The organism is Pseudomonas sp. TH21, from assembly GCF_016651025.1.
Classification (GTDB): Bacteria; Pseudomonadota; Gammaproteobacteria; order Pseudomonadales; family Pseudomonadaceae; genus Aquipseudomonas; species Aquipseudomonas aylmerensis.
In genome coordinates, this window is record NZ_JAEKEQ010000001.1 from 1,952,560 (window position 1) to 1,969,537 (window position 16,978).

The 16,978-nt window shown below is 62.3% G+C and carries 18 protein-coding genes; 4 read left to right on the plus strand and 14 right to left on the minus strand.

Features of this window, described 5'->3' with window-relative positions:
- Positions 1-29 precede the first annotated feature (29 nt).
- Complete coding sequence (locus tag JFU04_RS08810; protein ID WP_201143867.1) at positions 30-992, plus strand: zinc-binding dehydrogenase; 963 nt, start codon at positions 30-32, stop codon at positions 990-992.
- A 151-nt stretch (positions 993-1,143) separates the two neighbouring features.
- Here JFU04_RS08810 and JFU04_RS08815 read toward each other — a convergent pair whose 3' ends face one another.
- From JFU04_RS08815 to JFU04_RS08840, 6 genes are all read right to left on the minus strand, one after another.
- A complete protein-coding gene (locus tag JFU04_RS08815; protein WP_065901351.1) occupies positions 1,144-1,797 on the minus strand; it encodes an HAD family hydrolase in 654 nt (217 codons plus the stop codon).
- Between the two features lie 30 nt (positions 1,798-1,827).
- Positions 1,828-2,817 (minus strand): ABC transporter ATP-binding protein, encoded by a 990-nt coding sequence (locus JFU04_RS08820; protein ID WP_065901349.1) that lies wholly within the window; start codon positions 2,815-2,817, stop codon positions 1,828-1,830.
- A complete protein-coding gene (locus JFU04_RS08825) occupies positions 2,814-3,614 on the minus strand; it encodes an ABC transporter permease (RefSeq protein ID WP_065901347.1) in 801 nt (266 codons plus the stop codon). Before JFU04_RS08825 ends, JFU04_RS08820 begins: the two co-directional genes overlap by 4 nt.
- Complete coding sequence (locus JFU04_RS08830) at positions 3,601-4,437, minus strand: ABC transporter permease (protein WP_162946148.1); 837 nt, start codon at positions 4,435-4,437, stop codon at positions 3,601-3,603. Before JFU04_RS08830 ends, JFU04_RS08825 begins: the two co-directional genes overlap by 14 nt.
- Before the next feature lie 5 nt (positions 4,438-4,442).
- Positions 4,443-5,249, minus strand: a complete 807-nt coding sequence (locus JFU04_RS08835) for an alkaline phosphatase family protein (RefSeq protein ID WP_065901342.1) — start codon at positions 5,247-5,249, stop codon at positions 4,443-4,445.
- 163 nt (positions 5,250-5,412) lie between these two features.
- The gene (locus tag JFU04_RS08840; RefSeq protein WP_065901340.1) at positions 5,413-6,489 is read right to left on the minus strand and encodes an ABC transporter substrate-binding protein; all 1,077 of its coding nucleotides are present in this window, start codon (positions 6,487-6,489) and stop codon (positions 5,413-5,415) included.
- Between the two features lie 351 nt (positions 6,490-6,840).
- Here JFU04_RS08840 and JFU04_RS08845 point away from each other — a divergent pair, with 351 nt between their 5' ends.
- A complete protein-coding gene (locus tag JFU04_RS08845) occupies positions 6,841-7,554 on the plus strand; it encodes a UTRA domain-containing protein (protein ID WP_053128712.1) in 714 nt (237 codons plus the stop codon).
- 961 nt (positions 7,555-8,515) lie between these two features.
- Here the strand turns inward: JFU04_RS08845 and JFU04_RS08850 are convergent.
- The 8 genes from JFU04_RS08850 to JFU04_RS08885 are packed head-to-tail and all read right to left on the minus strand — an operon-like array spanning position 8,516 to position 14,675.
- Positions 8,516-9,475, minus strand: coding sequence for a metal ABC transporter solute-binding protein, Zn/Mn family (locus JFU04_RS08850; protein WP_201143868.1), 960 nt, complete (start codon positions 9,473-9,475; stop codon positions 8,516-8,518).
- Entirely contained in the window at positions 9,475-10,374 is a 900-nt protein-coding gene (locus JFU04_RS08855; protein WP_201143869.1) for a metal ABC transporter permease, read from the minus strand. Before JFU04_RS08855 ends, JFU04_RS08850 begins: the two co-directional genes overlap by 1 nt.
- Positions 10,371-11,117: a metal ABC transporter ATP-binding protein gene (locus JFU04_RS08860; RefSeq protein ID WP_201143870.1), complete on the minus strand. Its 747-nt coding sequence runs from the start codon at positions 11,115-11,117 to the stop codon at positions 10,371-10,373. The genes JFU04_RS08855 and JFU04_RS08860 overlap by 4 nt, the downstream gene beginning before the upstream one ends.
- Positions 11,114-12,034 carry a metal ABC transporter substrate-binding protein gene (locus JFU04_RS08865; RefSeq protein ID WP_065901323.1) on the minus strand — a complete coding sequence of 307 codons (921 nt, stop codon included), beginning with the start codon at positions 12,032-12,034 and terminating at the stop codon, positions 11,114-11,116. Before JFU04_RS08865 ends, JFU04_RS08860 begins: the two co-directional genes overlap by 4 nt.
- A 19-nt stretch (positions 12,035-12,053) precedes the next feature.
- Positions 12,054-12,614, minus strand: coding sequence for a DUF6162 family protein (locus tag JFU04_RS08870; protein ID WP_201143871.1), 561 nt, complete (start codon positions 12,612-12,614; stop codon positions 12,054-12,056).
- Positions 12,611-12,940: a hypothetical protein gene (locus JFU04_RS08875; RefSeq protein ID WP_065901320.1), complete on the minus strand. Its 330-nt coding sequence runs from the start codon at positions 12,938-12,940 to the stop codon at positions 12,611-12,613. The genes JFU04_RS08870 and JFU04_RS08875 overlap by 4 nt, the downstream gene beginning before the upstream one ends.
- The gene (locus JFU04_RS08880) at positions 12,937-13,476 is read right to left on the minus strand and encodes a thiamine pyrophosphate-binding protein (RefSeq protein ID WP_065901318.1); all 540 of its coding nucleotides are present in this window, start codon (positions 13,474-13,476) and stop codon (positions 12,937-12,939) included. Before JFU04_RS08880 ends, JFU04_RS08875 begins: the two co-directional genes overlap by 4 nt.
- Positions 13,473-14,675: a PepSY-associated TM helix domain-containing protein gene (locus JFU04_RS08885; RefSeq protein ID WP_106804644.1), complete on the minus strand. Its 1,203-nt coding sequence runs from the start codon at positions 14,673-14,675 to the stop codon at positions 13,473-13,475. Before JFU04_RS08885 ends, JFU04_RS08880 begins: the two co-directional genes overlap by 4 nt.
- A gap of 273 nt (positions 14,676-14,948) precedes the next feature.
- Between JFU04_RS08885 and leuC the strand changes: the two genes are divergently transcribed.
- Positions 14,949-16,367 carry a 3-isopropylmalate dehydratase large subunit gene (gene leuC, locus JFU04_RS08890; protein WP_106804643.1) on the plus strand — a complete coding sequence of 473 codons (1,419 nt, stop codon included), beginning with the start codon at positions 14,949-14,951 and terminating at the stop codon, positions 16,365-16,367.
- Complete coding sequence (leuD, locus tag JFU04_RS08895) at positions 16,364-16,978, plus strand: 3-isopropylmalate dehydratase small subunit (RefSeq protein WP_201143872.1); 615 nt, start codon at positions 16,364-16,366, stop codon at positions 16,976-16,978. Before leuC ends, leuD begins: the two co-directional genes overlap by 4 nt.

Below are 16,978 nucleotides of genomic sequence, written 5' to 3' on the forward strand. Positions count from 1 at the left end.
GCTCAGTCCAGGTTCACTATGGAGGCACTGTGAAAGCATTGCAAGGCGTTGAAGGTCATGTGGAGTGGTTGGAAGAACCAAGTCCTACCTGCGATGTAGGCCAAGTTCGCATTCGCGTGGCGGCTGCGGGCCTCAATCGCGCAGATTTATTACAGCGTGCCGGGCTTTATCCACCACCACCCGGCGCCAGCCATGTGCTGGGCCTGGAGTGTTCCGGGGTGATCAGCGAAGTCGGTGCGGGCTCGTCCTGGCAAGTGGGCGATCGCGTTTGCGCATTGCTGGCCGGTGGCGGCATGGCCGAAGAAGTGGTGGTGGACGCACGGCATGTGCTGCCGGCGCCGGAAGGGCTGTCGCTGGTCGAAGCGGCCGCATTGCCTGAGGTGTACAGCACGGCGTGGCTCAATCTGTTCCAACTGGCGGGCCTCAAGCCGGGTGAAAAAGTCTTGCTGCATGCCGGTGCCAGTGGCGTGGGCTCGGCGGCGATCCAGCTGTGCAAGGCGTTTGGCAGCCCGTGCTGGGTCAGTGTCGGTTCGGCGGAACGCCTGGCGTATTGCGAAGAATTGGGCGCCCAGGGCGGCGTGGTACGTACCGACGGCATCGAAGGGCTGCGGGACTTCGGGCCGTTCGATGTCATCCTCGATCCGGTCGGCGGCAACTACGCCGCGCTGGACCTCAAGCTGCTGGCCCTGGACGGTCGCTGGGTGCTGATCGGCCTGATGGGTGGCCGCGAGGCGCAACTGGACCTGGCCCAGGTGCTGGGCAAGCGTGTGCAGTTGTTGGGCTCGACCCTGCGCAGCCGCAGTGATCAGTTCAAGGCGGACCTGTTCAGTGATTTGAGCCAGCACGTGTGGCCGCTGTTCACTGAAGGTCGCTTGACCCCGCAATTGGCCAAGACGTTCCCGATCAAGGATGCCGAGGCGGCGTTTGAAGCCTTGGCAAGCAACCAGATTTCCGGGAAATTGGTGTTGGTGATTGACGAGACATTGGTCTGACACCGGTCTCCGGCTGAAATGAGATCAAACGGTGGGAGCGGGCTTGCTGGCGAAAACGGAGTGTCAGATGAAACATTCTTCACTGACAAACCGCTTTCGCGAGCAAGCCCGCTCCCACAGTGGACTGGATTTCAATTCAAGGAGCGCAGTGTCACACCCAGTGATGGATCGGCCAGCCGGCCTTTTCCGCGTGCTCGCGTAGCACCGGGTCCGGGTTCACCACGTTTGGGTGATCCACCTTCAGCAGCAACGGCAGGTCATTGCGCGAATCCGAGTAGAAATACGCCCCTTCCAGCGTCTCGCCTTCCTGCTCCAGCCATTCCAGCAAGCGTGTGATCTTGCCTTCGCGGTAGGTCAGTACACCGACGGTACGGCCGCTGTACACGCCATGGCTCACTTCCAGATCAATCCCCAGCACTTCATCGATGCCGATCCGCGCCGCAATCGGCGTGACCAGGTGGGTGCCCGAGGCGGAAATCACCAGGATGCGGTCGCCATTGGCGCGGTGGCGGGCGATGGTCTTGGTGGCGTCACTGTAGATCAGTGGTTCGATCACGTCCTCGACCCAGGGCTCCACCAGGTGGTCGATTTCCTCCGGGGTGCGGCCGATCATCGGCTCGAGGCTGAAGTCCATGAAGTCTTCCATGGCCAGCTTGCCCTGGCTGTAGGCGTCCATCAGCTCGTTGTTCCTGCGCATGAACGACTCGGGGTCGACCCAGCCCAGGCGGCCCATCTGCTCGCTCCACAGGGTGGCGCAGTCGCCGTGGATCAGGGTGTCGTCCAAATCAAAAATTACCAATGCCATCCGTTACGCTCTCTCAATCAGTCGTGCTGCTCAGGCTACTTCACACAGTGCACTGGGGTCGATGGAAAGTGCCAGGCGCTGGCCGTCGGGGTGCAGATCGTCCGCCGAGCGGTTCAGTACGTCCACCACCAATTCGACGCCACGGGCTTCGATGCGGTAGCGGATCACGTTGCCCAGCAGGCTGTGGCTGCGCACCAGGGCATCGAGTTCGCCGCTGCGGCTGAGCTCGATGGCCTCGGGGCGAATCGCGATGCGCCCGCTGATCGGCCGCTGCAGCAACTGGCTGGCCTTGTCGGCGTCCAGCAGGTTGTAGTTGCCGATAAATCCGGCGGCAAAGACATCCACCGGCGCGGTGTAGAGGGTTTCGGCGTCGCCGCTTTGCACGATCTTGCCCTGGTTCATCAGGAAGATCCGGTCCGACATGGTCAGGGCTTCTTCCTGGTCATGGGTCACGAAGATCGTGGTCAGGCCCAGTTCGCGCTGGATCTGGCGGATCTGTTCGCGCAGGTGTTTGCGAATCCGCGCATCCAGCGCCGACAGCGGCTCATCGAGCAGCAACAGGCGCGGGCGGGTGACCAGCGAGCGGGCGAGCGCCACGCGCTGGCACTGGCCGCCCGACATCTGGTGCGGGTAGCGGCCGGCGAGGTCCTTGAGTTCGACCAGTTGCAGCACTTCCTGTACCCGCTTGTGGCTGTCATCGGCATTGACCTTTTGCATGCGCAGGCCGAAGGCGACGTTCTGTTCCACGGTCATGTTGGGGAACAGTGCATAGCTCTGGAACACCATGCCGATGTGACGTTTCTGCGGGCTCAGCGGGACAATGTCCTGGCCATCCAGCAGGATTTTCCCACTGTCCACCGAGGTCAGGCCGGCGATGCAGCGCAGCAGGGTGGACTTGCCGCACCCGGACGGGCCGAGCAGGGTGACAAATTCGCCCTTGGCGATTTCGCAGTTGATATCACTGAACACCGGGGTGCCGGCGTAGCCTTTTTGCAGGTGTTGGACGCTGACGAAGCTCATTGGCTTTTGTCCTTGTTCAAGATATTGGCGGCCCAGGTCAGCACCAGCACAAAGAAGAAATAGGAAATCACGACGGCACTGGTGAAGTGGCCGCTGCTGTTGCGCATGTTGTTCAGGTACACCTGCAGGGTTTCGTAGCGGGTACCGACGAGGATGTTGGCGAACACGAACTCACCGAACAGGAACGAGAACGACAGCAGCAGCGCGACCATCAGGCCTTTGCGCAGGTTCGGCAGCACCACCAGGATCGCCGCCTGCCAGGTGCTGGCGCCGAGCAGTTGCGAGGCATCCATCAGGTCTCGCAGGTTGATCGCCTGTAGGTTATTGGTGATCGCGCGGTACATGAACGGCAGCGCCACGGTGAAGTAGCAGCCGATCAGGATCCATGGCGTGCCCACCATCGCCAGCGGCCCGGAACCGTAGAGTTGCAGCAGGCCCACCGACGACACCACCGGCGGCACCGCGAAGGGCAGCAGGATCAGGATGTTCATCAGTGCGTCGAGCCTTGGGAAGTGGTAATGCACCACGAAGAGCAGCGGCAGGATCAACACCACCGACAGCAGCAGCGCGCCCACGCACACCAGCAACGACTGCCCGAAGGCCATCAGGAAGCGCGGGTCGCTCCACAGCTGGACGTACCATTTCACGGTAAAGCCAGCGGGCAGGATGGTTGCCGACCAACTGCTGGCAATCGAATAGACGAAGGTGCCGATCAGCGGCAGCACCAGGATCGCAAACAACAGGTACACCACCACGCGGTGGTAGAGGGAGGCCGGGCCGGCTTCAGCGCGAGACATGGTAGCTCCTCTTGAGCAACAGTTGATGGACCACGGTGACCACGGTCATCAGCGCCACCAGCACCACGGCCAGGGCGCTGGCCATGTTCGGATCCAGCGAGACATCCCCCGACACCAGGCCGGCGATGCGAATCGGCAGCACGTTGAAGTTGCCGGTGGTCAGCGCGTAGACCGTGGCATAGGCGCCCAGCGCGTTGGCCAGCAGGATCACGAACGTGCCAAGCAACGCCGGCGTGAGCACCGGCAAGCCGATATGCCGCCAGAACTGCCAGCCATTGGCACCCAGCAATGCCGCCGACTCGCGCCAGTCTTCGCGCAGCGCGTCGAACGCCGGGTAGAGCAGCAGCACGCCGAGGGGAATCTGGAAGTAGGTGTAGAGAATGATCAAGCCGGTCTTGGAGTACAGGTTGAAGTCCTGAATGATCCCGGCCTGCTTGAGCATGATGGTGATGCTGCCGTTGAAACCCAGCAGGATGATGAAGGCGAACGCCAGGGGGACGCCGGCAAAGTTGCTGGTCATGTTGGCGAAAGCGGTGACGAAATTGCGCAGTGGCGAATCGACCCGGCGCAGGGAGTAACTGCCCAGGGTGGCGATAATGATGCCGAAGATGCTCGAGTAGAAGCTGATCTCCAGGCTGAACTGGATGGCTTGCAGGTAGAACTTCGAGCTGAAGATCCGCGTGAAGTTGTCCAGGCCCCAGCCGGTTTCTTCCGTTTGCAGGCTGTTGATCAACACCCAGACGAGCGGGGCGATTTCGAACACGATAAAGAACAGCGCGAAGGGCACCAGGCACAGCAGCGCCAGCCATTTGCCGCGAGTCATGGAATTCACTTCAACAGCTCCCGGCAGACAGGTTTGTCGTGAGGTACGCCCAGCAGCTCGCAGACGGTGCCGCACAGGTCGGTCTGGTTCGGCGCGGCGTGGATGTCGAGGCTGAAGGCCTCGCCCAGTACAAACAACGGCACTTCGCGCTCTTCCGGCAATAGGCCGTTGTGAGAGCGATCGTTGTTCATGCCGTGGTCGGCGGTGACCAGCACCTGGTAGCCGGCATCGAGCCAGCCTTGCAGGTAGTCAGCCAGGATGATGTCGGCCGAGCGGGCGCTGTTGCGGTATTGCGCGGTGTCGAGACCGTGCTTGTGGCCGGCGTCGTCGATGTTCATCGGGTGCACGACCAGGAAGTTTGGCGCGTGTTTGACGCGCAGGCTTTCAGCGTCGGCAAACAGGTGTGAATCCGGGTAATGGTCATTCCAGTAGAAATGCCCGTGCTGGATCGCCAGCGCCTTGTCGTCGGTATGACGATCACGCGCGGCAATAAAGGGTGTGCGGTTATACAACTCACTGACCCAATGGTAAGCCGCCGCCGCAGTGGTCAGGCCGGCGTCGGTGGCGTAATGGAAAATGCTGCGTTGGTTGGACAGGCGCGAGACCTGATTGTGGACGATGCCGCTCTGGATCGGTGGCACGCCGGTGAGGATGCACTCATACAGCGGGCGGGACAGGGCGGGCAGTTCACATTCCAGTTTGTAGAGGGCTGCGCGTCCTGCGCCGACATAGGCCTGCAAGTGCCCCATGGCGTGTCGGGCAACCTCGAAGTTCAGGCCGTCGAGCACGACAAGGATGACATTGTGCTTCATGGGGGCTGGGGCTCCGCAACAGGGGATGTGGATCTTTTGTTCGGTTGGAACCGGATCAAATGTGGGCGCTGGCTTGCCTGCGATGGCGATGTATCAGCCGACATCAATGTCGAATGTTCGACCGTCATCGCCGGCAAGCCGGCTCCTACAGGTTTTGCGTCGCTTACTTCATTTCTACGATGACTTGCTCGTTCCACTGTTGTGGCAGCTTCTTGGAGGTCGCTTCCCAGGCATCGGCATCCTTGATCGGTTGCGGATTGGCCTTGGTGTACTGCTCGCCCGGGATCAGGTTCTTGGCGATATCGGCCGGCAGTTTCAGGTCGGTTTCAGCACGGATCGGACGCGCATTGCCACGCGCCAGGTTGAGTTGGCCGGCATCGCTGAAGATGTATTCGCGGGTCAGCTTGGCGGCGTTCGGGTGCTTGGCGTATTTGTTGATGATGGTGGTGTAGCCGGATTTTACCGAGCCGTCGGAAGGAATCAGCACTACGTAGTCATCCGGGTTGGCCATCTTGGCCTTGTAGCTCAGGCCGTTGAAGTCCCAGACGATGCCCACTTCGACTTCGCCTTTTTCCATGGTGGCGATGGTCGGGTTGGACAGCGAGAGACGACCTTGCTGGGCGATCTTGGTGAAAAACTGCAGGCCCGGCGCGATGTTTTTCTCGTCGCCTTTATTGGCGATGGCTGCCGCCAGTACGCCGTTGGCCGCTTGGGCCGCGGTGCTCACGTCACCGATGGAGACTTTGTATTTGCCTTTCTGCAGGTCAGCCCAGCTGGTTGGCACTTCGGAACCGTGCAGCAGCTTCTTGTTGACGATGAAGGCGATGGTGCCGGTGTAGGCCAGGGCCCAGTGACCGTCCTTGTCTTTCGCCCAATCCGGGACCTGGGCCCAGGTCGACGGTTTGTACGGCTGGGTGACTTCCTGCTTCACCGCGATCGGACCGAAGGCCGCGCCCACGTCGCCGATGTCGGCGCTGGCGTTGTCTTTTTCAGCCTTGAACTTGGCGATTTCCTGGGCCGAGCTCATGTCGGTGTCGATGTGCTTGAGGCCGTAGGTCTTGGCCAGGTCTTCCCAGGTGCCTTTCCAGTTGGCCCAGTCATCGGGCATGCCGACGCTGTTGATGGCGCCTTCTGTCTTGGCGGCAGCTTCAAGGGTTTTTAGATCGGTATCAGCAGCCATGGCGGCGGTGCACATGGCAATGGTCGAGCCTAACAGTGATGCCAGGAAAAGCTGTTTCATCCGAAGCTCCTTTGGGCGTTTTCAACGCTGCGTTTTTGTCGACGTTTGCGGTGGTGTTGGTCTAGGTCAGCAATACCTGAGCCAATCTAGGCTGGATGGATGACAGTTTCATGTCGATGTCGTTTTTAAATCGCTTGTGTCGCTCAGCACAGACTTAGCGTAGACCATGCTCAAGTGCCCGCAGGGCCTGGACTTGGCCGATGTATTGCAGGGTGTGCTGGAGGGACCCGACATGGACTGTCATCTGTCGGTCATCTGTAATGCCTAGGCTGGCACGCAATGGCAGGAGCCCGAATACAGCGCGTTTTGTGCACCTGAACGGTGCTGGTCTAGTCCAGATAGGTAACGTTGATGCGTGATGAGGCAATCAAGGCGGTGACATCCATCGGCCTGGCGCTGCAAGAGCAGATCGACCACGGCCTGTTGCCGCCTGCAAGCAAACTGCCCGCCGAGCGCAAGCTCAGCGAGTTGTTTGGTACCACTCGAATTACCGTGCGGGAAGCCTTGTTACAACTGGAGGCCCAGGGCCAGATCTATCGTGAGGAGCGCCGGGGCTGGTTTGTCTCGCCACCACGGCTGGCCTACAACCTGATGCAGCGCAGCCACTTTCACGCGATGGTCAACGACCAGGGGCGGGTGGCGTCTACCGAAGTGATCTCTGCGCGGCTGCAACCGGCCTCGGCGGCGGTGTGTGCGTGGTTGCAGTTGCCGGCGTTGTCCAGCGTGATCCAGATCTGCCGGGGCCGGCGGATTGACGGGCGACTGGTGTTGTATGTGGAGCACTACCTGAACCCGCAGTATTTCCCGGGGATTCTTGAGTGCGACCTGAATCAGTCAATGACTGAGTTGTACGCGCGCAAGTACGACTTGCACTACGGGCGGGTGCGTTTCGAAATTGTCCCGACCTCACTGCCGGTGGAAGCCGCCGCCGCGTTGCGCGTGTCGGTGGGCAGCCCGGGCCTGCGGATTGCCCGGGTCAATTATGACCAGCACCAGCGACTGATCGACTGCGACCTGGAATTCTGGCGGCATGATGCAATTCATGTCGGAGTGGATGTGGTTTAACCCGTGTGGCAAGCAGGCTTGTTTTGAAATGCGGGCAGGCTTGTTGTGGAATACAGGCACGCTTGTTGTGGTGAGCAGGCTTGCCCTGCGTTGGGCTGCGCAGCAGACCCAAAATCTGTATGGGGAATTTTCTGGCAGGTTAGGGTGGCTTGGATAGGGGCTGCTGCGCAGCCCAACGCAGGGCAAGCCTGCTCGCCCAGAGTTCTGTTCACCACATAAGCCTGTTCACCACAGAGGCCTGCCCACCACAGAAGGCTGATCTTCAGATGTCAGGGCGTGAGTGTCTTGATCACCTGATCCACATTGGTTTCCGGCTCTGCACCGTCGATGTTCAGCACCTGCCATCTCCGGCAAGCAGTCTTGTTATGGAACGCAGGCACGCTTGTTGTGGAATGTAGGCACGCTTGTTGTGGAATATAGGCACGCTTGTTGTGGTGAGCAGGCTTGTCCTGCGTTGGGCTGCGCAGCAGACCCAAAATCTGTATGGGGATTTTTCTGGCAGGTTACGGCGGCCTTAGTAGGGGGCTGCTGCGCAGCCCAACGCAGGGCAAGCCTGCTCGCCACAGAGTTTCGTTCACCACCTAAGCCTGTTCACCCATAAGCCTGCTCACTACAGAGGCCTGCCCACCACAGAAGGCTGACCTTCAGATGTCAGGGCGTGAGTGTCTTGATCACCTGATCCACATTGGTTTTCGGCTCTGCGCCGTCGACGTTCAGCACCTGCCGTCACCGACAAGCAGGTTTGTTGTGAAATGCGGGCAGGCTTGTTGTGGAATACAGGCACGCTTGTTGTGGTGAGCAGGCTTGTCCTGCGTTGGGCTGCGCAGCAGACCCAAAATCTGTATGGGGAATTTTCTGGCAGGTTAGGGTGGCCTTAGTAGGGGGCTGCTGCGCAGCCCAACGCAGGGCAAGCCTGCTCGCCACAGAGTTCTGCTCGCCACAGAAGGCTGATCTTCAGATGTCAGGGCGTGAGTGTCTTGATCACCTGATCCACATTGGTTTCCAGTTCGGTCACCGGCTCTCCGTCGACGTTCAGCACCAACAGTTGCGCACCGCCTGCCGTCACGGCGGCTTTTACCGCTTCGCTTGGCTGACGATGGTGCAGCACCACGGCCACGTCGTTGTCCTTCAGCGCGGCGCTGAATGTTTGCAAGGCCTCGGGTGTCCAGTCGGCGTCGGGGCGGGCGTCGGTGCTGACCACTTCCAGGTTCAGGCTGCTGACCAGATAAGCGAAGTGATCGCTCAAGCTGACCACGCTGAGGTTGTCCGCCTTGGCCAGCCGCGCTTCGCTGTCGGCGCTGAGTTTGAGCAGGCGCTGCTTGAGGGCGGCGAGGTTGGCGTCGATGGTCGGCTTGGCGTGAGGCGCCAGGCGGCTCAGGTCGGCGGCCATTACATCGGCCATGCGCCCCATGTTGTTGCTCGATTGCCACGGCTGGCTGTTCAGCCCGTCGGCACTGCCCGGCTGCACGGCGATCCCCGGCAAGCCGCCATCCACCGGGCGTGCCGCGTCGATTTCGACGATGCGGATGTTGCTGCGGCGCGCCACTGGGTAGAGCGGGTCATCCGCCCACAGCGAGCGCAGGCCGATGGCTGCATCGGCGTCCACCGCCAACTTGCTCAGCGCCGGCGCGCCACGGCCGGTGAAATAGGACACCTGGCGCGACCCGGGCAGGTTGGCGGGAGCTGCGCGCTCCAACTGCACATCGGTGCCCTTGAGCAGCACTTCGGCCAGCCCGTAGGTGATGGGTAACGAGGCGAGCACTTTGACGGTCTTGACCGATTTTGCCTTGCTCAGTGCAGCATGGCCGAGGCCATTGTTGGCGACGAAGTCCCGGGGTTGGAACCCGTCAACGGCGGCCAGCGCCGAGGTGCTGAGCAAGCAAGCGATGGCCAGGGCCAGTGGGCGAAAGACAGGGCGCATTATCCAAGATTCCCTTTGAGGCTGGGCACCGTGCCACGCGCAATGGCGGCAATGGCGAAGGCGATACCGGCCACCAGAATGATCGCGGCGCCGGACGGAACAGGCAGGTCGAAGATGATTGGCAGGAGGATGCCGCACAGGGTGCTGACGGTGGCGATTACCACCGAGACCCAGAAAAACCCCTTGAGCGACTGGCTGAGCAGACGTGCCGCCGCCGCCGGGATCACCAGCAGCGCGCCGACCAGGATCGCGCCGATGACCTTGACCGCCGCCACGGTGATCAGCGTAACCAGGATCACGAACAGGTAATCCAGGGTCTTCACGGCCACGCCGCGCACCGCCGCCAGTTGCGGGTTGAAGCTGGCGAGCATGATGCGGTTGTACAGCGGCAACGCCAGGGCCATCACCACTGCGCCGACAATCGCCAGCACCAGCAGGTCATTGCCGTTGACGGTCAGCACCGAGCCGAACAGCACGTTTTCAAGGATATGCACGTTGATCTTGCCTGCCAGGATCAGCAGCAGGCTCGCGCCCAAGGCCAGCGACACCGACAGGAACACGCCGATCAAGGTGTCTGGCGCCAGGCCGGTGCGGTTGCGCAGGTAATTGAGCAGGATGCCGAACAACAGGCAGTAGCCGAACAGGCTGCCATACGGCCCGGTGTAGGGTTCGCCGAGCAGAATGCCCACGGCCACGCCGGTCAGCGCGGCATGGCCGACCGCTTCGGAGAAAAACGCAAAGCGCTTGACCACCACCAGCGTGCCCAACCCGCCCAGCACCGGGCCGATCAGCAAGCCGGCGAGCAGCGCGTTGACCACAAAACCATAGGCCAGTGCCTCCGGCAGATAGCCGGAAGAGGCCCAGCCCTGGACCATCAAGCGAAACGCTTCATAACTCATTGCGCCGAGCTCCGAGGGTGGGTAGAGAACAGGGTCAGCAGGCGGTCCGGGGTCAGCGCCTCTTTCGGCGTGGCGTCGAACAGCACGCGGCGGTTCAACCCGGTGACGCGGTCGGCCAGGCGGCCCACGGCTTCCAGGTCATGCTCGATCCACAACACGGTGATCCCGGCGAGGCGCCAGTCATTCAGCAAGCGTTCGAACACCTGGATACCGGCCTCATCGAGTGCCGACATCGGTTCATCCAACACCAGCAGTCGCGGCGCCGGGATCAACCCCTGGGCCAACAGCACGCGCTGGCGCTCGCCACCCGACAATGCGCCCATGCGCCGCTTGCGTTTGTCCTGCATGCCGACCCGTTCCAGTGCCTCGCCGATTGCGCCGGCGTAATGCCTGGACAGCCCGAGAAACGCCGGGCGCCGTTGGCACATGGCAGCCATGAAGTCATCGACGGTCATCGGTAAGCCACGGTCGAATTCCAGCGCCTGGGGCACATAGCCGATGGTGCCGGGCGTGCTTGGCCACTGCAGGCTCAACCGCCCCTGATGCGGCGTCTGGCCCAGCAAGGTCTTGATCAGCGAGCTTTTGCCGCCGCCGTTGGGGCCGACCAGCGCATGGATGCTGCCCGGTTGTACCTGGAAGGTCACGCCGTCGAGGATCGTGGTGCGACCGAGGGTCAATGAGATGTTGTCGAAGTCGAGGGTCGGGCCAATGCTGGCCATCTCCAGTCGTTGCGCTGCGGTCATGCTCCCGACTCCTGGATCGCCCGGACCACGGTGTTGAGGTTGCCGGTCATTTCCACTTCGTATTTCTCCGCGCTGTAGGCGCCGTAGGAAATATGCGACAGCGGGTACAGCTTGACCCCGGATTCACGCTGGATGGTCTCGACGTAAGTGGACGGGAAATCCATCTCCGAGAAGATCACCTTCACGTCCAGGGCTCGCAGCTCATCGATGGTTTTCTTCAGTTGGCTGGGGCTTGGCTCGATACCGTGGGCCGGTTCGACCACGGCGGTGACTTCCAGGCCAAACTCGCGCAGCAGGTAGTCGTAGGCCGCGTGCACGGTGGCGACGCGCAGGTCGGGGTTGGGTGCGCTGGTCAACTTGGCCAGGGCATCGGCGCGCATCTGGCGCAGGCGCTTGCCATAGGCGCGAGCGTTCTGGGTGTAGGTCTTGGCGTTGTCAGGGTCGAGCTTGCCCAGCTCGCGGGCGATATTGTTGACCTGGGCAATCGACGCGCTGATCGACAGGAAGGTGTGCGGGTTGACCACCTTGCCTGCACCGCGCGCGGCATTGCCGGTGGCGGCCAGCAATGGCACGTTGGCGTTGGCTTCGATCACCGGGATGTCCGGGCGCTCGCTGGTGGCGATCATCCGGTCGGCGAAGTCGTCATGGCCGACGCCGTTGAGCACGATGACATCCAGGGTGCCGATGCGCTTGATGTCTTCGGCGCGCGGTTCGTAGGCGTGAGGGTTGAAACCGGCAGGAATCAGCGGCACGACCTCGGCCTTGTCGCCGACGATGTTCGCCACGTAGCTGTAATAAGGGTGCAGGGTGATGCCGATCCGCAGGCGCTTGGCCGCCTCGGCATTGGCCAGCGGGGCCAGCATCAGGCTGAACAGGCCAACCAGTAATACGCGCAACAGGGGAGATGAAATAGACATGGGCAATCGGTCTTCTCGTTCAGTGACGGTGCTGGCGGGTGACGCCGGCATCGAATTGCGCGACCACTTGCTGCCAGCCGGCTGCGATCAGCGCCTGGTCAGAGAGGTCGGACGGGGCGGCCAGGTCGGCGCTGCGATTGAGCCAGATATCCGGCTCGGCACCGTGCACGCGCATCAGCAGCGAGCCACTGGTGGCAGGTGCCTGGCTCAGCCCCAGGTAGGCCGAAGGCGCCAGCAACTGCCAGCGATGATCGCCACGGCTGACCGAGCTGGCGTCCTGGGCGAAGGGCGCAAAGCCCTCTTCGGCCAGTTGCTCGGGCGTGGGCAGGGCGCTTTGCTCTTGTGCCAGCAGCTGGATTTCATCCAGGGTCACGCGCAAGTCGGCATAGATGCCCTGTTCTGCAGCACTGAGGTCACGGCGCGCGTCCAACTGGTGGCTGGGCACCGCGACGACCTCCTGGGATTCGCCGTGCAAGGCCACCACCGTGCCGGCCACCGCGAGGATGATCAGGCACAGCAGCAGGACGTAGAGGGTCTCGTGCCCGGCACCGGCGGGGCGCACAACCTGTGTCGTGCTCATTGCGGCTGGATGTCCGCTTGGTCGATTTCCACGACGTGACCGGGACCCGCATCAAACAGCACATAGAACTCGGCCGAGGGTTTCTTGAAGGTCAGGGTCGAGTCCTGGCCCAGCTTGCCGGGCACCAGGATCGTTTCGTCATAGCCGATCACATCCAGCGTCACTCCGGGGGCGCCGCTGCCGTCGGAGAAGCCGCCTTTGCACTCGATCTGCTCGCCGGGGATTTCCTTGCATTCGCACATCGGGTTGTGGGCCAGGGCTACGGTACTGAAACCGGCACCGAGCACTAGCACGGCGCAGGCGCGGGTCAGGCGCTTCAAAGTCATGGTTTAACTCCTTGCTTGTTCAGCCAGGCAATGGTGGCAGGCGAGGCCTGGCTCAGCGGGATGGAACCCTGGTGCATCGTGCCGTCCCAGCCTTCCATGGTGACCCACAGTTCGGCGTCGACCGGCGTGCGCTCCGGCACCGGAAGGGCGGCGCCCATGCGGTACGGGGTGCCGAAGAAGATCACCCCGGCGGCGCGCAGGCTGCGCGGCTTGCCGATGCGCAGGTAGGTGGCCTTGACCTGGTCGGCGCAGGTGTCGCACAGGGCGGCGTTGAAGAACTTCATCGGGCCGGCCGGGTCCGGGCGCGGGCCTTCGTTGCGAAACTCGGCGAGTTTCAGGCTCCAGGGCCCGACCTGCACATCACCGGCCAGGCGTTCGCCGATGCCGGTGTCACCCCTAAACAGCGCGGCGTCGGCGAAGTACTTGGGCATGAAGCCCAGCGGCACCAGCAACAGCAGGACATTGATATGGAAACGCCATTTAAGCCAGAAGGCCCGCAGCGGCGAAGGCGGTGTAGCGGTAGCGACCTTGCTCATGGGTTGGCCTCCGAAGTTTCAGCCTGCAGGGCCGGGATGGGCGCGGGCGCACGTTGCGCCTTGGCCTCGCGCTTGAGCGCATTGAGGGTCGCGAGGGCGGTGCGCTTGGTCCAGATCAACAGGCCGCTCAACACCATCATGCTCAGCACCAGGCCGAAGAACGCCCAGATCAGCTTGATCCAGATACCGCCGAAGTCGCCGGTGTGCAACGGACGCATGGACTCGGTGACGAACTCCAGTTTGGTGCGGTCGGAGAGCAGGTGCGACGAGGCGATTTCACCGTCGTACGGGTTGATTTGTGCGGTCTGGTACATCAGCGGGTACCAGCCCCGGCCACCGATCTGCAGGTGGCTGTAGGCGTTGAGCGGCAGGCTGACGAAACTCGCTTCCAGCCCCGGGATGCGCTGGGTGGCGATCTCGATGGCTGCATCCACGGGAATCATCGGTGCCGGCACGCCAGGTGCCGAAGTCGGGACTTTCTCGCGTGCGATCACCGGGACGATGGGCTCGCTGGAAATCGAAATCTGGTTATCCCCCAGGATCGCCTGGATCAGGAACCAGGTGCCGGTGATGGAGATCACCGCGATAAACCAGATCGACCAGATACCGCTCAGGCGGTGGAAATCCCCCCAGAAAATCCGCGCGCCGTGGCGGATTCGCAGGGTCGGCTTGAGAAAACCCTTCCAGAAGCGCTTGTACACCACCAGCCCGGTCACCAGCGAGGCCAGCAGCGGCAAGCCGAGCAGCGACACCAGGTACCAGCCCCAGCTGTAGCCATTGGTGAACGGCACCAGCCACCAGCCGTGCAAGGCGCGGGTGAACTGGCGAAAGTCGAACGACGGGCTGATGCCCTGGATCGCCCCGGTGTACGGGTTGACGTAGACCTCTACCGAACGGCCGTCGGGGTAGCTGAGGTCGACACTCAGGGCAAAGTGCGATTCGTCCGGACGGCTGAGCGACTGCACGATCACCTGGGGTTCGGCGCGCTTGATGGCGCTGATCACCTGGTCATAGCTCAGCGGTTCGGCATCGTCCGACGGTTTGCTCGCGCGGATGTCCGGGTTGGCCAGCCACACGATTTCCTGGCTCACCACGGCCAGGGTGCCGGTGACGCAGACGATCAGTACGAAGAACCAGATGGGCAATGCCAGCCAGCTATGAACGAGAAACCAGAGTTTGGAGCGTGACTTCTTCGACATGTGAATGAGGGTCTTGATCGGAGGGGGGCGATGGAGGCCCGAAAAAGGCCAGTCGTAGCTTTTGCTGACGCGACGGGCTGTATCTAAGTTAAGACGGATGAGAATGGGAAAACCCTAATCCGAACATGCAAGTAAATGTTTCAGATTCACATTCACACGGATTAACGACGCGATCGAACACGAAACATGTTCCAAGCCATCACCGAGGTGGCATTGATGAGGGCAGGGGGCTGCGTAGGATGGAGCCATACCGTTGAGCGAGCCTTTAGAACAATGACTGCCAGAACTCTCTACGACAAACACATCGATTCCCACACGGTGTGCGCCCTCGATGACCAGGGCCACGTGCTGCTGTATATCGACCGCCAGGTGATCAACGAATACACCAGCCCCCAGGCTTTCAGTGGCCTGCGTGAGGCCGGGCGTGGCGTGTGGCGTCCGGGTACGGCGCTGGCCGTGGTCGACCATGTGAACCCCACCACGCCCCAGCGCATCGCGGCGATGCCCGATGCGGGCGGGGCACGGCAAGTGTCTTACCTGGCGGAGAATTGCCGGGATTTCGGCATCGAGCTGCTGGATATCCTCGACAAGCGCCAGGGCATCGAACATGTGATCGCGCCGGAACAGGGGTTTATCCTGCCGGGCATGGTGATCGCCGCCGGTGACAGCCACACCACCACATACGGCGCCCTGGGCGCCTTTGGCTTCGGCATCGGCACTTCGGAAATCGAACACCTGCTGGCCTCCCAGACCCTGGTCTACAAGCGGCTGAAAAGCCTGCGCGTCACCGTCGAGGGGGCGTTGGCCAAGGGCTTGACCTCCAAGGACGTGATCATGGCGCTGATTGGCAAGATCGGCGCGTCCGGTGCGACCGGCTATGCGATCGAGTTTCGAGGTTCGACCATCGACGCCTTGAGCGTCGAGGCGCGCATGACCATCTGCAATATGGCGGTGGAGGCGGGTGCTCGTGGTGCATTCATGGCACCGGACGAAAAAGTCTTCGCCTACCTCAAGGGCAAGCCGCGCGCGCCCACAGGTGAGTTGTGGGAGCAGGCGCTGGTGGGCTGGCGCCAACTGCATTCCGACGCCGACGCGGTGTTCGACCAGGAAGTGCACCTCGACGCGAGCACCCTGGAGCCCATGGTCACCTGGGGCACCAGCCCCGACCAGGCCGCGCCGATCGGCGCCCGGGTGCCGGATCCACAGGACGTCAGCGACCTGATCCTGCGCCAGGACATGCGCCGCGCCCTCAACTATATGGGCCTGGAGGCCGGCATGCCGCTGAGCGAGATCGTCATCAGTCATGCCTTTATCGGTTCCTGCACCAACGCGCGGATCGAAGACCTGCGTGACGCCGCCAGTGTGGTGCGCGGCAAGCAGGTGGCCGAGCACGTGCGGGCGATGATCGTCCCCGGTTCCACCGAAGTGCGCGACCAGGCCGAAGCCGAAGGGCTGGCGGCGATCTTTATCGACGCCGGTTTCGAATGGCGCCAGTCGGGCTGCTCGATGTGCCTGGCGATGAACGACGATGTGCTGGCCCCCGGCGACCGCTGCGCCTCCAGCACCAACCGCAACTTCGAAGGCCGCCAGGGCGCCGGCGCGCGTACCCACCTGATGAGCCCGGCAATGGTCGCCGCGGCCGCGATCACCGGCCGACTCACCGATATCCGCCACTTTGGAGACCGCCCATGAGCCTGCAACCCTTTACCCTGGTCACCGGCAAGGCCGCACCGATGCTGGCGGCGAATATCGACACCGACGTGATCATGCCCAAGCAGTTTCTCAAGGGCATCGACCGCAGCGGCCTGGACCGTGGGCTGTTCTTTGATCTGCGCTTTTTGCCCAATGGCGCGCCCAACCCCGATTTCGTGCTGAACCAGCCCGCCTGGCAGGGCGCGAGTTTTATGGTAGTGGGGCCGAACTTCGGCTGTGGTTCCAGCCGTGAGCACGCGGTATGGGGCCTGAAGCAGATGGGCATCCGCGCACTGATCGGCAGCAGCTTTGCCGGGATTTTCTACGACAACTGCCAGCGTAACGGCGTGCTGCTGATCACCCTGGAAGAGGCGGTCCTGCAGCGCCTTGGCCAGACCGTCAGCCAGCCCGACCAGGCGCAGATCAGTGTTGACCTGCAAGAACAGCAGATTCGCCTGGCGGACGGCCAGGTCATTGCATTCCAGATCGACACCCTGCGCAAGACCGCGCTCCTGCTCGGCCTGGATGCAATCGGCAGCACCCTGCAGCGCAGCGAAGAAATCAAAGCCTTCGAACGCCGCCACCTCGCCGCCAATCCCTGGCTCAACTGA